This window comes from Pseudomonas sp. fls2-241-R2A-110 (assembly GCF_030209165.1).
In the GTDB taxonomy this organism is placed as follows: domain Bacteria; phylum Pseudomonadota; class Gammaproteobacteria; order Pseudomonadales; family Pseudomonadaceae; genus Aquipseudomonas.
In genome coordinates this window covers 49,832-71,915 of the sequence record NZ_JARVSN010000019.1, presented here as the reverse complement: position 1 = coordinate 71,915, position 22,084 = coordinate 49,832, and the positions used below count along the sequence as shown (strand labels likewise).

Annotated in this window: 17 protein-coding genes and 1 pseudogene; 10 read left to right on the top strand and 8 right to left on the bottom strand. The window is 59.0% G+C overall.

Annotated features, from left to right (window positions below):
- Window positions 1-491: 491 nt before the first annotated feature.
- The 3 genes from QRN31_RS16130 to QRN31_RS16120 are packed head-to-tail and all read right to left on the bottom strand — an operon-like array spanning window position 492 to window position 4,479.
- Window positions 492-2,747 carry a xanthine dehydrogenase family protein molybdopterin-binding subunit gene (locus tag QRN31_RS16130; protein ID WP_285433062.1) on the bottom strand — a complete coding sequence of 752 codons (2,256 nt, stop codon included), beginning with the start codon at window positions 2,745-2,747 and terminating at the stop codon, window positions 492-494.
- Window positions 2,744-3,208 (bottom strand): (2Fe-2S)-binding protein, encoded by a 465-nt coding sequence (locus QRN31_RS16125; RefSeq protein ID WP_285433061.1) that lies wholly within the window; start codon window positions 3,206-3,208, stop codon window positions 2,744-2,746. Before QRN31_RS16125 ends, QRN31_RS16130 begins: the two co-directional genes overlap by 4 nt.
- A complete protein-coding gene (locus tag QRN31_RS16120) occupies window positions 3,205-4,479 on the bottom strand; it encodes a c-type cytochrome (protein WP_285433060.1) in 1,275 nt (424 codons plus the stop codon). The genes QRN31_RS16125 and QRN31_RS16120 overlap by 4 nt, the downstream gene beginning before the upstream one ends.
- Before the next feature lie 244 nt (window positions 4,480-4,723).
- Here QRN31_RS16120 and QRN31_RS16115 point away from each other — a divergent pair, with 244 nt between their 5' ends.
- The 4 genes from QRN31_RS16115 (at window position 4,724) to QRN31_RS16100 (ending at window position 8,742) form a co-directional block, all read left to right on the top strand.
- A complete protein-coding gene (locus QRN31_RS16115) occupies window positions 4,724-5,641 on the top strand; it encodes a LysR family transcriptional regulator (RefSeq protein WP_285433059.1) in 918 nt (305 codons plus the stop codon).
- 111 nt (window positions 5,642-5,752) lie between these two features.
- Window positions 5,753-6,397 (top strand): DsbA family oxidoreductase, encoded by a 645-nt coding sequence (locus QRN31_RS16110; protein ID WP_285433058.1) that lies wholly within the window; start codon window positions 5,753-5,755, stop codon window positions 6,395-6,397.
- A 37-nt stretch (window positions 6,398-6,434) separates the two neighbouring features.
- On the top strand, window positions 6,435-7,547 hold the full coding sequence (locus tag QRN31_RS16105) for an alkene reductase (protein WP_285433057.1): 1,113 nt from the start codon (window positions 6,435-6,437) through the stop codon (window positions 7,545-7,547).
- Between the two features lie 52 nt (window positions 7,548-7,599).
- Window positions 7,600-8,742 carry an FAD binding domain-containing protein gene (locus QRN31_RS16100; RefSeq protein ID WP_285433056.1) on the top strand — a complete coding sequence of 381 codons (1,143 nt, stop codon included), beginning with the start codon at window positions 7,600-7,602 and terminating at the stop codon, window positions 8,740-8,742.
- Between the two features lie 146 nt (window positions 8,743-8,888).
- Here QRN31_RS16100 and QRN31_RS16095 read toward each other — a convergent pair whose 3' ends face one another.
- Complete coding sequence (locus QRN31_RS16095) at window positions 8,889-9,158, bottom strand: DUF2790 domain-containing protein (RefSeq protein WP_285433055.1); 270 nt, start codon at window positions 9,156-9,158, stop codon at window positions 8,889-8,891.
- A gap of 304 nt (window positions 9,159-9,462) precedes the next feature.
- On the bottom strand, window positions 9,463-10,584 hold the full coding sequence (locus QRN31_RS16090) for an amidohydrolase family protein (protein WP_285433054.1): 1,122 nt from the start codon (window positions 10,582-10,584) through the stop codon (window positions 9,463-9,465).
- A gap of 276 nt (window positions 10,585-10,860) precedes the next feature.
- Between QRN31_RS16090 and QRN31_RS16085 the strand changes: the two genes are divergently transcribed.
- From QRN31_RS16085 to QRN31_RS16065, 5 genes and pseudogenes are all read left to right on the top strand, one after another.
- Window positions 10,861-11,760 (top strand): LysR family transcriptional regulator, encoded by a 900-nt coding sequence (locus tag QRN31_RS16085; RefSeq protein ID WP_285433053.1) that lies wholly within the window; start codon window positions 10,861-10,863, stop codon window positions 11,758-11,760.
- 319 nt (window positions 11,761-12,079) lie between these two features.
- The gene (locus QRN31_RS16080; protein ID WP_285433052.1) at window positions 12,080-13,213 is read left to right on the top strand and encodes an efflux RND transporter periplasmic adaptor subunit; all 1,134 of its coding nucleotides are present in this window, start codon (window positions 12,080-12,082) and stop codon (window positions 13,211-13,213) included.
- Window positions 13,214-13,215: 2 nt separating this feature from the next.
- Complete coding sequence (locus QRN31_RS16075; RefSeq protein WP_285433051.1) at window positions 13,216-16,374, top strand: efflux RND transporter permease subunit; 3,159 nt, start codon at window positions 13,216-13,218, stop codon at window positions 16,372-16,374.
- Window positions 16,371-17,756 carry an efflux transporter outer membrane subunit gene (locus tag QRN31_RS16070; RefSeq protein WP_285433050.1) on the top strand — a complete coding sequence of 462 codons (1,386 nt, stop codon included), beginning with the start codon at window positions 16,371-16,373 and terminating at the stop codon, window positions 17,754-17,756. The genes QRN31_RS16075 and QRN31_RS16070 overlap by 4 nt, the downstream gene beginning before the upstream one ends.
- Before the next feature lie 157 nt (window positions 17,757-17,913).
- Window positions 17,914-18,780: pseudogene (locus tag QRN31_RS16065) on the top strand (ammonium transporter); the annotation flags it as partial.
- Between the two features lie 178 nt (window positions 18,781-18,958).
- On the opposite strand, the gene QRN31_RS16060 reads toward QRN31_RS16065, so the two are convergent.
- The 3 genes from QRN31_RS16060 to QRN31_RS16050 form a co-directional block, all read right to left on the bottom strand.
- On the bottom strand, window positions 18,959-19,858 hold the full coding sequence (locus tag QRN31_RS16060; protein ID WP_285433049.1) for a bifunctional 5,10-methylenetetrahydrofolate dehydrogenase/5,10-methenyltetrahydrofolate cyclohydrolase: 900 nt from the start codon (window positions 19,856-19,858) through the stop codon (window positions 18,959-18,961).
- A 95-nt stretch (window positions 19,859-19,953) separates the two neighbouring features.
- The gene (locus QRN31_RS16055; protein WP_285433048.1) at window positions 19,954-20,199 is read right to left on the bottom strand and encodes a hypothetical protein; all 246 of its coding nucleotides are present in this window, start codon (window positions 20,197-20,199) and stop codon (window positions 19,954-19,956) included.
- Entirely contained in the window at window positions 20,200-21,102 is a 903-nt protein-coding gene (locus tag QRN31_RS16050) for a LysR family transcriptional regulator (protein ID WP_285433047.1), read from the bottom strand. It lies immediately after the preceding gene.
- A 100-nt stretch (window positions 21,103-21,202) separates the two neighbouring features.
- On the opposite strand from QRN31_RS16050, the gene QRN31_RS16045 reads away from it, so the two are divergent.
- Window positions 21,203-22,066 (top strand): aldo/keto reductase family oxidoreductase, encoded by an 864-nt coding sequence (locus QRN31_RS16045; RefSeq protein ID WP_285433046.1) that lies wholly within the window; start codon window positions 21,203-21,205, stop codon window positions 22,064-22,066.
- Window positions 22,067-22,084 lie beyond the last annotated feature (18 nt).

Sequence of the window (22,084 nt, the reverse complement as noted above, 5' to 3'; positions counted from 1 at the left end):
TGTTTTATAGAAGAGCAACATTTCCCTTAGTTGGGGTAGGGCGGTGCAAGTGATCCTTCACCGCCTTTTTTTATTCCGTCACGCTGATAGTCCATTGAATCGACGCAGCAGCTGCGTCAGCTGTTCCAGATCCTCATCGTTCCAGTCGTCGATACGCTGCCGAAAAACGTCGCCCTTGTGAACAATAGCCTGGCGGATTCTGGCCCGGCCTTGATGGCTCACATTCAAAAGGGTGCCTCGACCATCCGAAGGAGGACGCTCAACTGGTTGGACATCGGTGATCCGCAACGTGGCGCGGACATCATCGTACGCCTGGCTACCTATTCAGACCTTTCTCCGGCATCGGGCGGCTACTTTTCGGTGAAGGACGCAAAGCCCATACGGCCGACGCCTCCAGCCGACAACGCCGCCGCCTGCCAAGCACTTTGGACAGCGACGTCAGCCCTGCTCGCCAAGTAATAAGGGCATAACGTCGACACCGCCCGGATCGATCATGAGCCCAGTGCATCCTGCCAGCCACGTCGCGCCAGCGGCAGATCCAGCAAGCGCTTGCCGGTGGCATCGTTGATGGCATTGCCCAACGCTGCGGCCATGGGGCCCTGGACGATTTCCGCAGCGCCAAGAAATGGCTGATCCGGCTGATCAATCATGTGGACCTCGACCTGTTGCGGCACATCCGGAAAACGCATGATCGGATAGCCGCTCCAGTCGAAGCTGTGCATGCCACTGGCGTCATAGAGGATTCGTTCATAGAGCGTCCAACTGGCGGACTGCACGATGCCGCCCTGGACCTGATTGAGCAGGCCGTCGGGGCTGACAATTTGCCCCACGTCGACGGCGGCGACAACGCGATCAATCGTCACCTGCCCGGTCTGGCGCTGCACATGCAACTGCACGGCAATCGCGCAGTAACCCATGATGTTTTTGTAGCGGGCGAAGGCGAAGCCGATTCCGCTGCCGGGCCCTGTTGCTTTTTGCGGCCAGCGAAACTCTGCGGCCACGCGCTCGACCACCGCCCGTGCTCGCGGATCGCTCAAGTGATTGAGGCGAAATTGCACCGGGTCCACGGCAGCCCGAGTCGCCAGTTCATCGACGGTGCTCTCGATGGCGAACACGTTGATATGGGCACCGAGCGAACGCATGGCCGAGGTCCTGAATGGCATGGTCAGCACAAAGTTCATATCGACCTTCAGGTTGGGTATCTCATACAACGGAACGGCATTGCGGTCGCCGTCACCTTCTGGCTGTGCGATCGGGACCGAAGGCGCTGGGGTGAAGGGGTTGGCCAACAGCCACGCCGGCAACAGGCGCCCGGCATTGACGATACGTTCGTTGTGCGGAGTACTCCAGAGTTCGTATTTCCAGTCACGAAGCCGCCCGCCGTCGTCCAGTCCCGCTTCCACTTCGGCAAGCATGGCCGAGCTGTAGGGCTCCCAGAGATTTTCCTGTTCGCGCATCCATTGCACCCGAATCGGCTTGCCGGGGACGGCCATGGCGATCAGCGCGGCATCGGCGGCAGCGTCATCGGCGCCGTTGTGGCCGTAGCAACCGGAGCCTTCAGCGTGGATGCAACGCACCTGAGCCACCGGCAGGCCGACCATCTCGGCGATGCCCGCGCGCAACGGATACACACCTTGCGTGTGGGTCCAGACGGTCAGTGTTCCATCCTTGAACCAGGCCACTGCGCAGGAGGGCCCGATGGAGCCGTGCATTAAGTATTGCTTGGTCACCCGGGCCTTGTAGGCACTCGGCACCGGTTTCGGGAGGTCACCCTTGGCGCTCACCGGGTAGCGCCGCGCCGGCAATTCGGTGAGCAGTTGATGGATATGCGTCGAGTCAGGTAGCGGGTTACCTGCTGTCCAGCGGGCCGTGGCGTAGCCCTCGCGCATCGCTTTGATCGCCAGCCATTCATCGGTGGCGACCACGGCGAGGTAGCTGCCGTTGCGGATCAGTTTCACCGCGCCGGGGAGTTTCCTGAGGGCGGTCTCGTCAATGTCCAGAAGCTGACTGCCGCGCCGGGGTGGGCGAATCACACGGGCGTGCAGCATATCGGGCAGGCGCATGTCCTGCACATAGGCCGCACCGCCGCTGACTTTGGCCGGGATGTCCAGTCGAGGCAATGATTTGCCGATCAGAGTGAAACTGCTGGCTGGCTTGAAGGGCGAGTTGGCCGATGCAAAGCGATGCAGTTGAACGCCTACCACGGCTTGTGCGTAGGTCATGCTGCGGCCTTGTGCATCGTAGATCACCGCGTCCCGCGTGGTCAGGCTGTCGATAGTGAGCTGCCATTGGCGTGCCGCGGACTCGAGTAACAACTGACGAACCTGGGCCGCCGCGTTGAACAGCGCGGTGCCGCTGTCGACGATCGTATGGCTGCCGGCGGTATACCCTTCATTGGGTGTCAGTGCGGTGTCGGCAGTGAGAAAACGGATGAGCCCAGGTGAGACCTCCAGGCGTTCGGCGGCGATCTGCAGGAGTGCAGTTTTGACGCCAGTGCCCAGCTCCACTTTGCCGGTGTAGACGGTGATGCCATCTTTCGCATCAATGCGTATCCAGGCGTCCAGATAGGGCGTGGCCCGCAGGCTGCCGGGCAGATCGGGTGCCAGGATTGCCGTCCCCAAGGTGTCCACTTCGGTGTCGGCGAAGGCGCGGGGAATGCCCGGAAGCATCGCGAATCCCATCACCAATGCCCCGTTTATCACGAAGGCACGGCGGCTCAGATTGACGTTTTGCGCGGGAGTTTTCATACCTTGCCTCCCTGCGCGACAACCGACTTGATTGCCGCGAGAATCCGCACATGGGTGCCGCAGCGGCACAAGTTGGGCGCCATGTGGCGGAGGATCGTTTCATCGTCTGGATGAGGGTTGGCCTCCAGCAGCGCCTGTGCCCGTACGATCATTCCCGCGATGCAATAACCACACTGGGCGGCCTGTTCGTCGATGAAGGCTTTCTGCAACGGCCCCGGATGGTCGGCGCTGCCCAGGCTCTCGACGGTGCGTACCGATTTACCCGCCAGCGCGCCGCACGGCGTCAGGCAGGAAAACACTGGTTTGTCATTCACTAACACAGTGCAGGCGCCGCATTGACCCAGGCCGCAGCCGTATTTGGCGCCATTGAGCCCCACCTGGTTGCGCAAGGCATACAGCAGAGGCATGTCGTCCGCGATGTCCAGTTCGTGAGTCTTGCCGTTGATGTCGAGTGTGATCACGGTTGCTGCTCCTGAGCCCGAATGCTTTTGATGGTCTTGTCGAGATCCGTCCAGGGTCGGTTCGCACAGCTCTCGTTGCGCAAGTACTCGGCAAGTGCAGCCACATGGGTGTCGTCCAGGCTAGGGGCGAAGGCAGGCATGTAGTGGCTGGATGCGGCGCTGGACATCGGGATGCCCTGCAGGATGGTCTGGATCAAATTGCGTGGCGAGTCCGCCATCACCGCCGAGGTGTTCGCCAGCGCCGGCCGCGATTCAACGACGCGCATCGGTGCCGAGCTGCCGTGGCAACTCGCGCAGGCCCCGTCGAACAATGAGGCGCCCAGAAGCGCCCTGGCGCTGGGCTTGACCCCAGAGGTGCAGGGCGGCGATGGGGCATCCGATGAGGTTTTCTTGAGGTCAAGAATGTACTGCGCGATGGCATGGGCGTCTTCCGCTGACAATTGCGCGATGCTCAGGCTGACCGGCAACATCGGGCCCGCCGCTGCGCCGTGTCCTTCGGCGACCTCGCCCGTCAGATAGGCAACCAACTGGGCTTCATTCCAGGGGTGTTGCGCCTCGGTCATTCCACGCAGGGCAGGAGCGGTCCAGCCGTCGACGACGCCACCGTTGAACAGTTCGCTGCCTTTCTCTCCACCAATCAGATTCAAGGGCGAATGGCAGGATGAACAGTGTCCCGCTCCTTCGACCAGATAGCGTCCGCGGTTCCATTGTGCTGACCGGTTGGGAAGTGGCTCCAGCGGATCCCCATGCAGAAACAGCAAGTTCCAGAAAGACACCAGCGGACGGAAGTTCATGGGGAAGACCATGTGGTTTTGCGGCGCGGTGTATTTGATCGGGTCCACGCTCATCAGGTAGGCATAGGCGTCGGAAATATCGGCATCGCTCATCTTTCGATAATGCACGTAGGGGAAGGCCGGATAGAGGAAATGACCGTCACGCGCGATGCCTTCACGCATGGCCCGTTCAAAGGCGTCCAGCGACCACTTTCCGATACCGGATTCCGGGTCTGGGGTGATGTTGGTGGTGAAGAGGGTGCCGAAAGGCGTTACCAGCGGCAAACCGCCGGCCATGTAGGCGCCCCCTGGCCGTGTGTGGCAGACCGCACAGTCTCCCGCTTCGACGACGCGGCGGCCTCTGTCCAGGGTTTCTCGAGCGGCATTCAAGGGCTGGCTGACCGTGGCAATTTCCGGCCTCCACATCATCCAGAACGCAAACCCTAATCCCACGACGCCGATTGCCAGAACGGCACCGATGATTGTCTTGCGCTTCATCGCCTTACCTCTCGAGCTGAATTAACGACAGATTTTTCAATCCACCGCGTGCGATTGGCGTACGGCGATTTTCCATGGCGTGAGCTTAGAGAGGGCAGTTGTGATGGAGTACCCCATCAGGGCGCAACGCTACATTGCGCCAGGCGCAACGGCAGCAGAATTAACAACCGTTAACTCGCGCAGCGTGCGCCCATGCCCAAAGATAGACCCTCAAGGATCGTACCGATGCTGCTGAAGGGGTTTCATGGACAAGCTGCTCGCACTGAAAATGTTCATCCAGTCGGTAGATTCCAAGGGCTTTTCGTCTGCCGCCAGGCAACTCAATCTGGCGACCTCTTCAGTGACCAGAATGATCGACAGGCTTGAGGGTGACCTGGGTGCAGTGCTGCTGAATCGGTCTACCCGGCAAGTCACGTTGACGGATGCCGGGGGTGTGTACTACCTGAAAAGCCGGGATATTCTGAGTGCCATGGCTGACGCGGATGAGTCAGTCTCGGACCGCGGTGAAGTGCCTGCGGGACAGTTGCGCATCTCGGTGCCCGTGGCGTTGGGTCACCGTCTCATTGCCCCCCACATCGGCGAGCTTTTAGCGCGCTATCCACTGCTCGCACTGGATATGACGCTGTCAGACGAGATCGTCGATTTGCTCGGCGAACGCATCGATCTATCGATCCGGATGGGGTCGCCAGCAGCGATGGAAACGCTGGTCAGCCGCTGCATCGGCAGCTTTCGACGCCGAGTCGTCGCCAGCGCCGAATACCTGAATGCTCGAGGATTTCCCGACCAGCCCATGGACCTCATGCAACACGAGTGCATGTGCTTCAACTATGGCGCGCCGCAGCAGTTCTGGACATTTTCAGAGCAGGACCAAGAGCTGCGCGTGCCCGTCGAAGGGCAATTCAAGAGCAACAATGCCGAGGTCCTGCGCGAAGTGGTACTGGCCGGGTGCGGGGTGGCGTTGTTGCCCGATTGGCTGGTCAATGACGACATCGACGGTGGTCGCCTCACGTCCTTGTTCGACGCTTTTGTCGTCAATCCGAACAGTGCCAGTTCGGCGATCTCGGCGCTGTACCTGCCCAATCACCGCGGCTCGAAACGTATCAATGCGTTCATTGATTTCCTCACCGAATTACTCAAGTCGCAACGTCAATCCAAGGCGTGATCGGCTCATCGTTGCGTTTTGCGAAAAGCAACGTTGTGCAGCGGGTGGATTCTCTGACGGCGCTCCGGCACCTACCTTGGGGGGGTGAAACATTCAACCACGGAGACCGTCATGAGTTTGCACGCATCCGAAATTCAGGTGACTTACGACTTCATCTGCCCATGGTGCTGGATCGGTGAGGAAAATCTTGAACGCGCTCTTGCCGCTTCGGATTTATCAACGGACCGCCCAATCAGTTTCCTGCCTTATCAGTTGAACCCGGACATGCCTGTTCAAGGCATGGATCGCAAAGCCTATCGCTCTGGAAAATTCGGCAGTTGGGCGCGTAGCCAGGCCATGGACGCACAGGTCACCCACGCCGGTAAGGCCGTCGGTCTTGAGTTCGATTATGAGCACGTCAAAAAAACGCCCAACACCCTGGCCGCGCATCGGTTGGTATGGCGCGAACAGCAGGCGGGCCGAGACGCGTCCCCGCTGGTCAAGGCCATTTTCAAGGCGTACTTCGGCGAGGGACGGGATATCGGCGACCTCGCTGTGCTGGCCGACATCGCTGCCGAAACCGGGCAGGACCGAGCGGCCATTGTCGACTTTCTCAAGGCCGATGAAGGCATGGCTGAAGTCTTGAAACTCGAAGCCAAAACCAAGGCGTCCGGTGTGCGCTCGGTGCCGAGTATTCAGATCGCGGATGACGTGATCAGTGGCGCCCAGCCCATCGAAATAATGATCCAGATACTGAAACGAAGCCAAGCCGCTTAAGGCGTTTGTTCAATCCCTATCCATTCAGGAAATCATCATGACTCATCACTTGTTCAGCCCGATCAAACTTGGTCAATTCACTCTCAATCACCGTGTCGCCATGGCGCCTCTGACTCGCTCGCGGGCGGGACAACCGGGCAACGTACCGACCTCGATGAACGTCGAGTACTACCGTCAGCGTGCCAGTGCCGCATTGATCATTACCGAGGCTACGCAGATTTCGCAGCAGGGCCAGGGTTACGCCTGGACGCCCGGCATCCATAGCGACGAGCAGATTCAGGGCTGGAAGGCTGTCAGCGAGGCTGTGCACGCAGAAGGCGGGCGGATTTTCCTGCAGCTCTGGCATGTGGGGCGAGTGTCGCACCCGGTGTTCCAGCCCAACGGCGGCTTGCCGGTGGCGCCGACCGCGCAGCCGGTGCCCGGCAAGACTTTTATCCTGAATGAACAAGGCGAGGGCGTCTGGGGCGATGTACCTGTCCCTCAGGCACTGGACATTCCAGGGATCGAAGCGATCGTTGCCGACTTCCGCAAGGCCGCTCGCAACGCGATGCTGGCCGGCATGGACGGTGTGGAAATTCACGCGGGCAATGGCTACCTGCTCGACCAATTCATCAACAGCGCCAGCAATCAGCGCAGTGATCGCTACGGTGGAAGTATCGAAAACCGTGCGCGGTTACTGCTCGAAGTCGTGGAAGCCGTGACCGCGGAAGTCGGTGCCGAGCGCGTTGCTGTGCGCCTGACACCGATGGGACGTTTCATGGGGATGGGCGATGACACCCCGGAGCAAACCTTTGGCTACATTGCATCCCGGCTCAATCACTGGAATCTCGCTTACCTGCACCTGGTAGAACCGATGATGGTCGGCACAGTGCTCGATGAAAGTAACGATCCACGCTGGGACGCGATCATCAAGCAGCTGCGTAGTGACTTCCACGGTGTTCTGATGCTGGCGGGTGGTTATTCCGGCGAAACGGCCGAACAGGCCATCGCACAGGGCCGTGCGGACCTTATCGCTTTTGGTCGCCCGTTTATTGCCAACCCCGACTTGCCGGCTCGTTTGCGCGGTCGCAACGAACTCAACGTGGCCGACGGCAACAGCTTTTTTGGCGGCGACGCCAAGGGGTACATCGACTATCCGGTGTTGGCATAACGCAACGGTAAACCGGAGTTTGGGGAATCACCACGCAACGAGGAGAAAGGTAATGAAGAGTTCAGGCGTTCCGAAGGCCTTGGTCATTGGTGGTTCCCTGGGAGGGCTGTTCGCCGCCACGGCATTACGTGCGATTGGGTGGCAGGTCGATATTTACGAGCGATCCCCGGCGGCGATGGATAGCCGAGGTGGGGGTATCGTTCTGCAAGCAGAAGTCCTGCACCATTTTCGCTTTGCGGGCATTCATCCGGCAGGTGCGCTCGGCGTTCGGTCCCATGATCGTCTCTATCTGGATCAAGCCGGTAGCGTCATGCATAAAGAGCCGATGCCGCAAACCCAGACGTCCTGGAACACACTGTACAGCTCATTGTTTTCTGCATTTCCTGCCGAGCATTATCACCGTGGCAAGACGCTGGTGGATCTGACTCAGAATGAGCGCCGAGTGACTGCGATTTTTGCCGATGGCAGCACGGCCGAGGCCGATCTGCTGATTGGCGCTGATGGCGCGGGCTCAACCGTGCGAAGCGTGGTGTTGCCTGAGGCAGAACCCACGTATTCGGGGTATGTGGTGTGGCGTGGGCTTGTCGATGAAGAGCAACTTCCAGACTTCGCCAAAACGCAGCTTTACGAGGACTTTGTTTTTCAACAAGACCCTGAATCGCTGATGCTGGAATACATGGTGCCGAGTGTGAATGGCTCCGTTAATCCTGGCGAGCGTCGGTTCAATTGGCTGTGGTACTTGAAAGCTGCGCAAGGGGCGGAACTGGACGCTGTGCTCACTGACAGCGATGGCCATCGGCGTAGTCACTCCATTCCACCTGGGGCCTTGGCCACCGGGCAGGATGCTTACATACGGGGAATGGGGGAGCGGCAGGCGAACCCGGCTTTTCGGGAACTGATTCGCCAGACCAAAGATATTTTCGTGCAAGCGATCCTTGATCTCAACGTCCCGCAAATGGTGTTTGGTCGTGTGCTGTTGACTGGCGACGCCGCTTTTGTGCCGCGTCCTCATACCGCCGGAAGTACGGCCAAGGCGGCGCGCAACGCATTGTCTCTGGCTCAGGCAATCGACGACGTCGGCGACATTGATAAAGCCCTGCTAGCCTGGCAGAAACAACAACTTGCAGAAGGCAGTCGCATGGGCGATTGGGGGGTGAGGATGGGCAATCGAATTATGGGGATCGCCCAGGTCTGAAAGTGTGGCTCACATCGGATTTATTCGCGGGATGAAAGTGGGCTGTAATCGTAGTGTTAGTGCAGTTTTTATAGGCTGAATATAAAAGAGGAGATTAGCTTCAGATCGAAGCTATCTCCTTTTTTGTTCCTGTGTCCATTGAAACATTAACCATTCTGACAGGCGCTGCTCAGTATCTTATATTGCAGATCGTGCGTTACGCCCTTGTGATCTACATACACCATGTGCGCGCCCACGGGACCGCAAACATTCTGTGTGTCCTCTACCGTCGTGATGTCGATGACCTTGGCAATATCCAGGTGTTCGGAATAATTGTACTGCTCTGGCTCAGGGGCAGAGGCAGTGCTGTGGGCGCCATCATGGGCTGAAGCGTATACGCTAAACATCATGAGCGAGGCGAGCATTGCATATTTCATTAGGGTGTTTTCCAGTAAGAGTGAGAAAGAAAGCAAGGTTTCTTTGTTTGCTTCTGGAACTGATTATGGTGTCGTCAGGATGTTTATAAAAATATTAAGACTGGATATTGAATATTACCGAAAGTGATGTTTCTGCAAGTTTTCCCAGTGATGAGTTAATTAATTAGTATTTACTCAATTTGGTTTTAGTAACTGGATTGTATTTCCTGGCAGAACGACAAATACCATTTGAAGAAGTCTTGAACGACACGCAAAAAAAAGGCCGGTCAGACCGGCCAAAGGGAAATCGAGAGTTTTGCCAAGGCTATGCGGGGAGTCCCAGGATTCTGGCTGCGTTGGCGCCGAGCACTGCCGCCTTCTCGCGGGGACCCAGGCCTATGCTTTCGACAAAACGCACCGGCTGCTCATAGCCCATATCGAAGCAGTAGTCGCTGCCCAGCACCAGATGGTCGATGCCGACGTTGGCGATCAGATAGTCCAGCACCGGCCCGGAATGCGACACGGTGTCATAGCTGAATCGCGTCAAGTAGCTGCTCGGCTTTTGGGCCAGGCGCCGAGTCTCAGGACGTGAGGTCCATCCGGCATCGAGACGCCCCACGAGTATCGGCAATGCCCCACCGGCGTGAGGCAATGACACATGCAGTTGTGGGTATTGATCCAACACTCCGCCGAGGATCAGGTGTGATGCCGCGATAGCGGTATCGAACGGGTTACCCAGCAGGTTGCTCAAGTAATAGTTGCTCAGGCGGCTGCCGCCGACCGTTTGTTGCGGGTGCAGGAATACCGGGAGTCCCAGCTGTTCAATGCGGGCAAAGACGGGCGCGAAGAGCGGATTGTCCAGGTCCAGGCCGTTGATGTTGGTGCCCATGTACACGCCCCGAACCCCGGGTAATTCGGCTGCGCGTTCCAACTCCGCAATGGCATCGTCAGCCTCCAGCATTGGCAACGTGGCCAGCACCACAAAACGTTGCGGATGTTGGCGATGGACAGTCGACGCGGCATCGTTCCAGGCACGTGCCAGACGGGCATTGAGTTGTCGATCTGCCCAGTACACCATCGGCACGCTAAGGGACAGCGCCTGTACATCGACGCCGGAGCGGTCCATATCGAGCAAGCGCGCCTGCACGTCGATAAATTTCAAGGGCAATGGTCCTAATCCGCCGGCCGGTGTGGCGAAGCTGAAAGTAGTCTCCTGGCGGGTATAGCTTGCACCGAACGCTTTGCCCTCACTTCCCAAGAGGTGTAAGAAATCTTCAGGGTAGTAATGCGCGTGGATGTCCACTGATCGCACCGGGACATCGGCGCCTCTCTTGATCGGTGCCGCCGAGGCGGGTGATAAACGGGTAACCAGCAGGCCACCCGCGGTAGCTGCCATGATGCCCAGCAGTTGGCGACGGGTCTTTGAAAGACAGCAGGGGCATTGCATCGTCGATCTCCTTTTTATTGTTGTCTTCGCGAGTTCAGGTACGCGTCTTGGTGCTGCGCAGGTTAAGAGCGACCGGTCCACGCGATGGGCATGGACCTGTTCCGACACGCTGTTCTATTAATCAATCGATCATTTGATGGATTTTGATTATCATCCGATCAATTGAAGATTCGCAAGCCTCTTAATCAATCAGGCCATTGAGCACAGCCATGCAAGACTTTCATTGACTGGTTATGCACAGTCGCTACCTTTACCTTTCGATCTCGGAATCCGTTCATGGACAAGTTGCTGGCGCTGAAAATGTTTGTCGAAACGGTGCGCTGTGGGGGGTACTCGTCCGCGGCGCGTAAGCTCGGCATCTCCACGTCGTCCGTGACGCGGCAGGTCGCGGGGCTGGAAAGCGAATTGGGTGCCAGCCTGCTCAATCGCACCACGCGCAACACGAGCGTTACGGTGGCGGGGCAGCACTATTTCGATAAAGCCGTGGCGATCCTCGAAGCCATCGACGAAGCCGATGCCGTCGTTGCCGACCGTGGCAGCGAAGCTCAAGGGCGTTTGCGGGTCAGCGTCCCGGTGGAATTTGGCCGGCGAATCATCGCTCCGCACTTGGGGCGGTTGCTTGAGCGCCATCCCGGCCTGGAAATCAGCCTCTCGCTGAGCGACGAGGTCAGTGACCTGCTCAGCGAACAAATCGACGTGTCCGTGCGTCTCGGTTCATCGGTCGTCAGTGATGACATCGTCAGCAAGCGGCTGGGTGATTTCCAGCGTTGGGTTGTAGCGAGTCCCGAATACCTGACTCGAACCGGTCTGCCCCGACACCCCAGTGACCTGCTGGAGCATCAGTGTTTGCGTTTTGATTACCGCACGGGCCACCACAACTGGACATTCCAGGGCGATGAGGACGTCATCCGCTTGAATGTGCAGGGACGGCTGCAAAGCAACAATGCCGACATTCTGCGCGAAGCTGCCTTGGCCGGTGGCGGGGTGACGCTATTGGCCGATTGGCTGGTGCGTGAGGATGTCAGCGCGGGTCGGCTCACTCGGGTGTTGGAGCAATATGAGGTCAACCCCGGTAGTGCAAGCACCTGCATCAATGCGCTGTATCTGCCTAACCACCGTGGCTCCAGTCGCATCAATGTATTCATAGAGTTTCTTCAGGAAATACTCGCGCCCTAAGCACGTCCTGTGCAGTTGGCAAGACCGCCTTGCGCGTCGCCTTTGATCGAATCGAATGCCAGCCGATACCACCGAGGCACGAGGCTGGCCGCCCTGATAACCCGCTCGGGTAAAAGCAGCGTTGCCGAATGCGCAATGAAGCCTTGCAGAGGGCAGCGATTCTCCCCGCATGCCCGGGTTCGTACAGTGGCACCCATCAACTGACCCCGGTCGTCAAAGCAGCATCCCGCGGCCACTGACAAAAATTTTCGTTTAGAACCCGCCCCGATTCGGCCGGCAACGGCTTGCTATCGCCTGGCGAAAGTATGAGGAATGCCCGATGAAACATACACAGACGGTTCCCTTGATCGTCTCCGCCCTGGCGCTGTCGATCGTGTTGGCTGGCTGCAAGCAAGAGGCGCCCGTGCAAGTCGCCAAACCGCCCCAGGTTGGAGTCGTCACGCTGCAATCACAGACTTACACCGTGCAAAGCGAACTGCCGGGGCGTACCGCACCCTTTCGCGTTGCTGAAGTGCGGCCACAAGTGGACGGAATCATTCAGCAGCGCTTGTTCGACGAAGGAAGCGAGGTCAAACCCGGCCAACCGCTGTACCGCATTGATCCATCGCCGTATGAAGCAGACGTAGCTCGTGCCCGCGCCTCGTTTCAGCAAGCCCGTTCCCTCGCAGACCGCTATCGACAGCTGATCGGAGAAAGGGCCGTGAGCCGTCAAGAGTTCGAAGATGCGCAGGCGCGACAATTGACGGCGGAGGCTGATCTCAAGCGTGCCGAGATCAACCTGCGTTACACCCGTGTGCTCGCGCCGATTGCCGGCCGCATTGGCCGCTCCAGCGTGACCGAAGGGGCGCTGGTGAACAACGGCCAAACGGGAGCCATGGCGTCCATTCAGCAGCTCGACCCGATTTACGTCGATATCACCGAGTCCTCTGCGAACCTGCTCAAGCTGCGTGAAGATCTCAAGCAAGGCCGCCTTGAGAACGCGGGTGCGGACGCCGCCGTGGTGACTCTCGCGCTGGAGAACGGCAGCGCGTACGGACTGCCTGGGCGCCTGAAGTTTTCTGAGGTGTCAGTCGATCCCTCCACCGGTTCGGTGACCCTGCGTGCCGTGTTTCCCAACCCTGAACATCTGCTTCTACCGGGCATGTTTGTGCGGGCAAAACTCCAGAGCGGTGTGCGGCAGGCCGCCATTCTCGCTCCGCAACAAGGGGTGACTCGCGACCTGAAGGGCAATCCCAGCGCACTGGTGGTCAGCGCTGACGGAACCGTGGAACAGCGTCCCCTGACGGCCAATCGCACAGTGGGCAACCAATGGCTGGTAGAGCGTGGCCTCGAAGCGGGGGATCGCTTGATTACTGAAGGGCTGCAGTTCGTCAAGCCGGGCATGAAGGTCTCCGTGACCGCCGCTCAAAACGTGGCACCGGCGTTGGCCGGTGCCGTGGCTGGGGGTAACTGAGCATGTCCAGATTCTTTATCGATCGGCCCATTTTTGCCTGGGTACTCGCGTTGATCGTCATGCTGGTGGGCGGGCTGGCGATCCTCAAGCTGCCCGTCAACCAATACCCTGACATCGCTCCGCCAGCGATCTCGATTCAGGTGACCTACCCAGGGGCATCGGCCCAGACTGTGCAAGACACCGTAGTCCAGGTCATCGAGCAACAGCTCAACGGCATCGACAACCTTCGCTACGTGAGTTCGGAAAGCAACTCTGATGGCACCATGGCGATCACGGTTACGTTCAACCAAGGGACGAACCCTGACATTGCCCAGGTTCAGGTTCAGAACAAGCTGAACCTGGCCACGCCCCTGTTGCCGCAAGAAGTGCAGCAGCAGGGCATTCGGGTGACCAAAGCGGTCAAGAATTTCCTGATCGTCATTGGCGTTGTCTCTGAAGACGGCAGCATGTCCCGCGAAGACTTGGCCAACTACGTGGTGTCCAATATGCAGGATCCGCTGGCACGTACTTCCGGTGTCGGTGACTTCCAGGTGTTCGGCGCGCAGTACGCCATGCGGATCTGGCTCGATCCTTCGAAGCTGGTCAGTTTCGGCCTGACGCCCGTCGATGTGAAAAGTGCGATTCAAGCCCAAAACGTGCAAGTGTCGTCCGGTCAGATCGGCGGCCTGCCAGCACTGCCGGGCCAACAGCTCAACGCCACCATCATTGGCAAGACCCGCTTGCAGTCGGCGGATGAGTTCAAGGACATCCAGCTCAAGGTCAACCCTGACGGCTCCGAAGTACGACTGGCCGATGTCGCCGAGGTAGCGCTGGGTGGCGAAACCTACAGCGTCAACGCCCAGTTCAACGGGATGCCGGCGTCCGGCATCGCCATCAAGCTCGCTCCCGGGGCTAACGCGCTGGATACCACCAGGGCGATCCACGACACCCTCAACCAACTGCAACCGTTTTTCCCTCGCGGTATGAAAGTGGTTTACCCCTACGACACCACGCCCGTCGTGCGCGACTCGATCCATGGCGTGTTCCATACCTTGGGCGAGGCGATCGTGTTGGTGTTCCTGGTGATGCTGCTGTTCCTGCAGAACATCCGCGCGACCATCATCACCACGCTGACCGTGCCTGTGGTGCTACTGGGTACTTTCGGCATCCTCGCGGTCGCCGGTTTCACCATCAATACGTTGTCGATGTTCGGCATGGTGTTGGCCATCGGCCTGCTGGTGGATGACGCTATCGTCGTGGTCGAGAACGTGGAGCGCGTTATGCGAGAGGAGCATTTGTCGGCGAAAGAAGCCACGATTCGCTCCATGAAACAAATCCAGGGCGCGCTCGTCGGCATCGCCATGGTGTTATCGGCGGTGCTGTTGCCGATGGCGTTCTTCGACGGTTCAACCGGTGTCATCTACCGCCAGTTTTCCCTCACCATTGTCTCGGCAATGGCCCTGTCGGTGCTTACCGCGCTGGTGTTCACGCCTGCCTTGTGTGCCACGATGCTCAAGCCGCATGACCCCTCACATGGGCTCGCACGGCTCGGCTTCTTCCGTGCATTCAATCGTGGATTTGATCGCGGCGTGCAACGCTACGAGCGTGGCGTCGCCGGGATGCTGCGGCACAAAGCGCCGGCATTTCTGGCTTACCTGCTGATCGTTGCTGGCATGGTCCTGCTGTTCAACCGCATCCCCACCGCGTTTCTGCCCGATGAAGACCAGAGCGTGATCTTTACCCAAGTGCAGACCCCCGCTGGGTCCAGTGCCGAGCGCACGCAGAAAGTGCTCGACAGCGTGCGTCAATACTTGCTCGCCACGCATGAGGAGGGCGGTGAGGCCAACGCGGTGGATGCAGTGTTTACCGTCAATGGATTCAACTTCGCGGGACGCGGGCAAAGCTCGGGCATGGCCTTTGTACTGCTCAAACCGTGGGGGCAGCGCGGTCCTGAGGATGCGGCGCTCGCGTTGGCAGCGCGCGCTCAAGCGAAATACAGAGGCATGCGCGATGCGATGGTATTTGCCGTGGTACCGCCTGCCGTGCGGGAGTTGGGCAATGCTTCGGGCTTCGATTTATTCCTGCAGGACCAAGCGGGTGTCGGCCACGAGGTGCTGGTGCAGGCGCGTAATCAGTTCTTGCACCTGGCCTCTGAAAGCAAAGTGCTGACGGCGGTGCGGCTCAACGGCCTGAACGATGAGCCGCAGTATCGGTTGAATATCGATGACCGGCGGGCGAGGGCGCAGGGGGTTTCACAAACAGACATCAACACCACGTTGTCCGTGGCCTTCGGCGGTAACTACGTCAATGATTTCATCGACCGTGGCCGAGTCAAAAAGGTGTTTGTGCAGGGCCAGGCCAGTGCTCGCATGTCGCCTGAAGATCTGGACAAATGGTACATACGCAACGCCGCCGGGAAAATGGTGCCGTTCTCCGCTTTCGCCTCCGGCGAGTGGGTCTTCGGTGCTCCCAAGCTGGCGCGTTACAACGGCGTGTCGGCGGAAGAAATATTGGGTAGCCCGGCACCGGGTTACAGCACGGGTGATGCGATGGCTGAAGCTCAGGCCATCGCTGCTCAGTTGCCGCCTGGGGTCGCGTTGGCGTGGACGGGTTTGTCGTATGAAGAAAAGCTGTCCGGTTCACAAGCGCCCGTCATGTACGCGCTCTCGCTGCTGGTGGTGTTCCTCTGTCTCGCGGCCCTTTACGAAAGCTGGTCTATCCCGTTGGCCGTGATGCTGGTGGTGCCGCTGGGTGTTGTCGGTGCATTGCTGGCCACTACCTTGCGCGGTCTGTCCAATGACGTGTTCTTCCAGGTGGGCCTGCTGACGACAGTAGGGCTGGCGGCGAAGAACGCCATCCTCATTGTGGAGTTCGCCAAGGAACTGCATGAGCAGGGCATGAGCTACACGCAAGCGGCGATTGAAGCGGCACGCCTGCGTTTGCGCCCGATTGTCATGACATCCCTGGCGTTCATCCTTGGGGTCGTGCCGTTGGCCATCTCTGCAGGCGCAGGCTCTGGCAGTCAGCACGCCATCGGCACAGGCGTGATCGGCGGCATGCTGACCGCGACAATCCTGGCCATCTTCTGGGTACCGCTCTTTTATGTGTCGGTGTCGTCACTCTTCGCCCGTCGATCGTCTGTCGTACCGGCCGCGGCCGCTCATGAGGAGGTTATGTCGTGATCAAGCCTTTCAGTGTTCTAGTCCTCAGTTTGCTGTTGTTCAGTGGTTGCTCTCTGATTCCGGCGTATCAGCAGCCACAGGCGCCTGTGCCGGCCGTTTACCCTTTGGCGCCCTTGACGCGTGATGAAAGTGCGGCAGCGCTCGATTGGCCCGAATTCTTTCCCGATCCGGCGTTGCATCGCTTGATCGAGACGGCACTGGCCAACAATCGGGATATCAGGATCGCAACATTGAACGTCGAGGCCTACCAGGCGCGCTATCGCATTCGCCGTGCGGATCTGTTGCCTGAGGTCTCGGCAGCAGGAAGCGGTAGCCGTCAGCGCGTCCCGGCAGATCTGGCATCTGATGATAAAGCCACAATCGAGAGTCAGTACTCTGTCGGGCTGAACGTAAGCTATGAACTGGACCTGTTCGGCCGTGTTCGTAGTCTCGATCAAGAGGCATTGCAGCGTTATCTGGCCAGCGAACAGGCTCAGCGCTCAGTCCACATCGGGCTGGTTGCGAGCGTTGCGAGCGCCTGGCTCACCCTGCAGGCCGATCAGGCGCTGGAGCGATTGACCAGCGATACACTCGACACTTATGAAAACAGCTACCGAATGACGCGCCGCAGCGCTGAAGTGGGCACGGCGTCGGACTTGGCGCTAAGCCAGTCCCAAACCCTGGTACAAGGCGCTCGCGGTTCGATGGCCCGGTATCGTCGGCTGGTGGCCGAAGACCGTAACCTGTTGGTGTTGTTGATCGGGGCCGAACTCCCGGTAGATTTGGTCGCCGGCGATTGGGAGCGGCAATCCTTCCCTGAGGTCCCCGTAGGATTGCCATCGGATTTGCTCAGTCGTCGCCCCGACATATTGGAAGCCGAATTTCTGCTGAAGGCTGCCAATGCGGATATTGGCGCAGCCCGAGCTGCGTTCTTCCCCCGAATCAGCCTGACGGCGGGCGCCGGCTCCTCCAGCGAGGCGTTGTCCGGGCTGTTCAACGGAGGATCGGGAACCTGGAGCTTTTTTCCACAAATCAGTCTGCCGATCTTCAATGCTGGCAGCTTGCAGGCCAACCTGGATGTCTCTCAAGTCGAGAAAGACGTACAAGTGGCGCGTTATGAAAAGGCCATCCAGTCAGCCTTCAGAGAAGTCAGTGATGGGCTGGCCGCAACCGAGACTTTTGGTCAGCAGATTGAGGCTCAACAAGGGTTGGTCAGCGCGAGTGCCCAATACTATCGGCTCGCGCAAAGTCGCTACCTGACAGGCATCGACAGCTCTTTGACTCTTCTGGACGCGCAACGGACGCTGTTCGCTGCCCAGCAAGCGTTGATCAGTGATCAGTTGGCGGAACGAGCGGCAACCATTGATTTGTATAAAGCGCTGGGAGGAGGGTGGCAGGGCTAACATGACGACCACAGATCCTCCTTTTGGCCATGAAATGGGTTCCCCTACTTCTCCCCCACAAAAACGTCGGCTCTTGATGGACGTTACTGGACTCTCGTAGAGCAGAAAACCGCTGGAGCTCAAGTAAATACTGGCTTGGAAAAATTCCGAGTAAAATTTCGCCGAGCGCATGAAGTTCTCTGCGGCGCTGTGGTTCATGGCGCTGTGGTTCACCCTGGTTTATGCGCCCGTCGCCCACATGGTCTGGGGTGGTTCGGGCGCTTTGATGCATAACTGGGGTGTCCTCGATTTTGCCGGCGGCACGGCGGTGCATATCAATGCTGGTGTTGCCGCGCTGGCCGCGTGCCTGATTCTCGGCAAGCGCAAGGGTTACCAGAATACGCCAATGCCCGCCCACAACTTGAGCTTGACCATGGCCGGCGCGGCGATGCTTTGGGTTGGCTGGTTCGGCTTCAACATCGGTTCCGGCGGGGGCCTGAATGGCACTTCCGGCATTGTCATGCTCAACACCCAGCTGGGTGCTTGCGCGGGGATTCTCGGTTGGATGTTCACCGAGTGGTTCAAGGTCGGCAAACCGAGTGCTTTGGGACTGGCCAGCGGTGCTTTGGCCGGTTTGGTCGGCATTACGCCTGCGTGTGCGTATGTAGGCGTCGGCGGCGCGTTGGCCATCGGCCTGTTGTGCGGGGTGTTCTGCTATTTGAGCGTTACGGTGCTGAAACGCCGCTTCGGTTATGACGACAGCCTCGACGTGTTTGGCTTGCACGGTATCGGCGGAATGATTGGCGCGGTGTTGACTGGCGTGTTCTGCGTGCCGTCCCTGGGTGGACTGGTGGAAGGCGTGACCATGGGCGCCCAGGTCGTGGGGCAGATCAAAGGCGTGTTGTTGACGACTGTGTACTGCTTCGCCGTCAGCTGGATCATTCTCAAGGTGATCAACGCGGTGATCGGCTTGCGTGCCGACGAATCGGTGGAGGAGATGGGCCTGGATTTGGCCGAGCACAACGAGAGTGCCTATAACCACTGATCTTGATCGTAGTCTCGCTTGAACCACTGAAAACCCGGTTGGCATTGCTGACCGGGTTTTTTTGCGATGATCGTTCCCACGCTCTGCGTGGGAATGCCGCCGGGGACGCTCAGCGTCCCGCTATAGACGTTGGACTTGAGTCTTGCGCATTGGTGACGCGGAGCATGGGAACGATCAGCTAACAAGCCAGATTCCGCCCAGCAGCACGCTGCAATTGACTGGCGATCAGGGTGTTCTTCAGCAGATACGCAATGGTCATCGGCCCGACCCCACCGGGTACCGGCGTGATCGCGCTGGCAACGGTGCGCGCACTGGCGTAATCGACATCACCGACCAGACGATTTCCCGACGCGTCGCTAATGCGATTGATACCGACATCGATGACCACGGCTCCGGGTTTGAGCCAGCTGGCGTCGATCAACTCAGGTCGACCCACGGCCGCGACCACGATGTCCGCCAACCTGCACAACGCCGGTGCATCGACGCTTCGCGAGTGCACCACGCTGACCGAACAGTTGGCCTGCAACAACAGGGTCGCCATGGGTTTGCCGACAATGTTCGAACGACCGATGACCACCGCGTGCAAACCACTCAAATCACCGCAGGCTTCATGCAGCAGACGCATGCAGCCGCTGGGCGTGCAGGGTGTCAGGACTTCGATGCCTTGCACCAGGCCGCCGACGTTTTCCCGATGAAATCCGTCCACGTCTTTGATCGGGTCGATGGCGTGAATCACTGCCGCCTCGTCGATATGTCCTGGCAGGGGTAACTGCACCAGGATGCCATTCACCGTGGCGTCGGCATTCAGTTGGGCAATCAGTTCCAGTACTTGCGCCTGGCTGGCGTCGTCTGGCAGACGGTATTCAAGGGAGCGAATTCCCACTTCCTTGGCCCGCAGCAATTTGTTGTGCACATAGACCTGGCTGGCGGGGTCTTCACCGACGAGCAGTACGGCCAGGGCCGGGTAAATCTGCTGTCCGGCCAGGACCAGAACTTCTTCTCGAACTTCGTCGAGAACCTGGGCAGAGATGGCTTTGCCGTCGATAACACGGGCAAGTGCAGGGGTGGTGCTGATCAAAAGAGTCACCGTCATTTTGATTGATAGGGGGCGAAGTGATCATCGAGGCGTCGTTGCGCCCCGATGATCCATCAGAGACCTGCAGGCAAGGACGCTCAGGCTACCAGTTGATGGCAACCGTACACCACCAGTACACCGGCGATCAGCGTGGCATAAGGTAGCCAGCCGGCGCGTTTTTGTCCGGCATCGGTCTGAATGTACAGGTCGCTGAGCATCGCTTCCGGGAAGCGCCCCTTGTCCTGCACATAGTGCCGGAAGCAGAACACCGGGAGGATCAACAATGCCAGCAACAGGCCGGTCACCAGGGTGCCGGCGCCCCAGATATCGGATCCAGCCGGCAACTACGTTCGCTGGGCATTGATAAAGTCTACAAATGCCCTTAGAGGCGAGGGCAGATAGCGTCTGCCAGGGTAATAGAGAAACGGGCCGGTAAAATCCTGCCACCAGGGTTCCAGCACCGGTTCAAGTGCGCCGCTATCCAGATAGGGCTGGAGCCAGCCCTCAAACAGCTGGACAATCCCCAGCCCGTCAATCGCAGCCTGAACAGCCAGGTCCACGGTGCCACCCAAGCTGACAATCAACGGCCCGGTCGGGTCCACGTTAATGATTTCGCCATGACGTTCGTACTCCCAGAGCGGCATTGCGCCACTGGGAAATCTGCCCCGCAGGCAGGCATGCTTCAACAGATCCCGAGGGTGTTTTGGCCGACCTCTGGCATCAAGGTAAGCCGGCGATGCCGCCGTGGCAAAGCGCTGAAATCGTGGGCCGATGGGGACAGCAATCATGTCCTGCTCGAGGCGTTCATCGTATCGGATGCCCGCGTCACAACCCGCGGCAAGCATGTCGACAAAACTCTCCTCGATCATGACCTCCAGGCGAATGTCGGGATAGGTCTGCAGGAAGGGGGTAATGATCGACGGAAGCACTAATCTTGCGGCGCTTGCCGGCACGTTCAACTTAAGTGTGCCGGAGGGGCGCCCGCGGAAGTCGTTGACGACATCAAGAGCAGATTCGACTTCCCCCAATGCGGGCACGATGCGCTCCATCAATCTCGCGCCCGCCTCAGTCGGTCTGACGCTGCGGGTAGTTCGATTGAGCAACCGTACGCCTAGCCGCGCTTCCAGGCGGCGCACGGCATCGCTCAGACTTGAGGCGGATCTGCCACTCGTCCTGGCGCCTTCGCGAAACCCTCCGGCATTCACTACGGCAACAAAGGCGAGCAAGTCTTGAATGTTGGTTTGCATTGTTCTCTCAGCCGTACAACCCGTGCCGATTGCACCCTATTACCTGTGAAGTGGTCAATGCCTATAGTTCGCCACACATACTCTGATAGAGGTAGGCAACATGAGCAAAGTGGCCAAGGCAGGTTCGTTCTTATTGGGCGACCGGTCGGTAAATCGTATGGGCTATGGTGCGATGCAATTGGCGGGACCTCATGTTTTTGGCCCTCCCAAAGACTCGAAAGCGGCCATTGCCGTGCTGCGTGAAGCGCTGGAGGCGGGTGTAAACCACATTGATACTGCCGATTTTTACGGCCCTCACGTGACCAACCAACTGATCCGTGAAGCTTTACACCCTTATGCCGAAAACCTGGTGATCGTGACCAAGGTCGGCGCACTCCGCGGCGCCGATGGCTCTTGGAATCCGGCGCAGAGCCCCGCCGAATTGACCCAGGCCGTGCATGACAACCTGCGCAATCTTGGTGTCGACGTACTGGATGTGGTGAACCTTCGGGCTATGGGCAACCAGCAGTCGCCCGTAGAAGGGTCTATCGAGGAGGCCTTTACCACACTTGCGGAATTACAACGCCAGGGCCTCATTCGCCACTTGGGCGTCAGCAATGTCACGCCATCGCAGGTCAGGCAAGCGCAGGGGATCGCGGACATCGTCTGCGTGCAGAACCACTACAATCTGACTCACCGTGAAGACGAGACGCTTATTTCCGAGTTGGATCAGCAGGGCATTGCTTATGTGCCGTTCTTTCCTCTGGGTGGTTTCACACCGCTACAGTCGCAAGTCCTCTCGAACGTAGCGACACGCATGGACGTTTCACCTCTGTGCTTGGCGCTGGCGTGGCTGCTGCAACGTGCACCCAATATCCTGTTGATACCGGGCACGTCTTCGGTGGCCCACCTGCGGGAAAACCTCACCGCGAGCGAGTTGGTCATTGCGCCGCAGATGCTGGCCGAGTTGGAGGTGCTGGGATAAAGGAACGGCGAGTTCAGC

Coding starts and splice junctions, on each gene's coding strand:
- QRN31_RS16130 (WP_285433062.1), bottom strand. CDS start 2,747: ATGAAAACTCCCGCGCAAAACGTCAATCTGAGCCGCCGTGCCTTCGTG.
- QRN31_RS16120 (WP_285433060.1), bottom strand. CDS start 4,479: ATGAAGCGCAAGACAATCATCGGTGCCGTTCTGGCAATCGGCGTCGTG.
- QRN31_RS16115 (WP_285433059.1), top strand. CDS start 4,724: ATGGACAAGCTGCTCGCACTGAAAATGTTCATCCAGTCGGTAGATTCC.
- QRN31_RS16110 (WP_285433058.1), top strand. CDS start 5,753: ATGAGTTTGCACGCATCCGAAATTCAGGTGACTTACGACTTCATCTGC.
- QRN31_RS16105 (WP_285433057.1), top strand. CDS start 6,435: ATGACTCATCACTTGTTCAGCCCGATCAAACTTGGTCAATTCACTCTC.
- QRN31_RS16100 (WP_285433056.1), top strand. CDS start 7,600: ATGAAGAGTTCAGGCGTTCCGAAGGCCTTGGTCATTGGTGGTTCCCTG.
- QRN31_RS16095 (WP_285433055.1), bottom strand. CDS start 9,158: ATGAAATATGCAATGCTCGCCTCGCTCATGATGTTTAGCGTATACGCT.
- QRN31_RS16090 (WP_285433054.1), bottom strand. CDS start 10,584: ATGCAATGCCCCTGCTGTCTTTCAAAGACCCGTCGCCAACTGCTGGGC.
- QRN31_RS16085 (WP_285433053.1), top strand. CDS start 10,861: ATGGACAAGTTGCTGGCGCTGAAAATGTTTGTCGAAACGGTGCGCTGT.
- QRN31_RS16080 (WP_285433052.1), top strand. CDS start 12,080: ATGAAACATACACAGACGGTTCCCTTGATCGTCTCCGCCCTGGCGCTG.
- QRN31_RS16075 (WP_285433051.1), top strand. CDS start 13,216: ATGTCCAGATTCTTTATCGATCGGCCCATTTTTGCCTGGGTACTCGCG.
- QRN31_RS16050 (WP_285433047.1), bottom strand. CDS start 21,102: ATGCAAACCAACATTCAAGACTTGCTCGCCTTTGTTGCCGTAGTGAAT.
- QRN31_RS16045 (WP_285433046.1), top strand. CDS start 21,203: ATGAGCAAAGTGGCCAAGGCAGGTTCGTTCTTATTGGGCGACCGGTCG.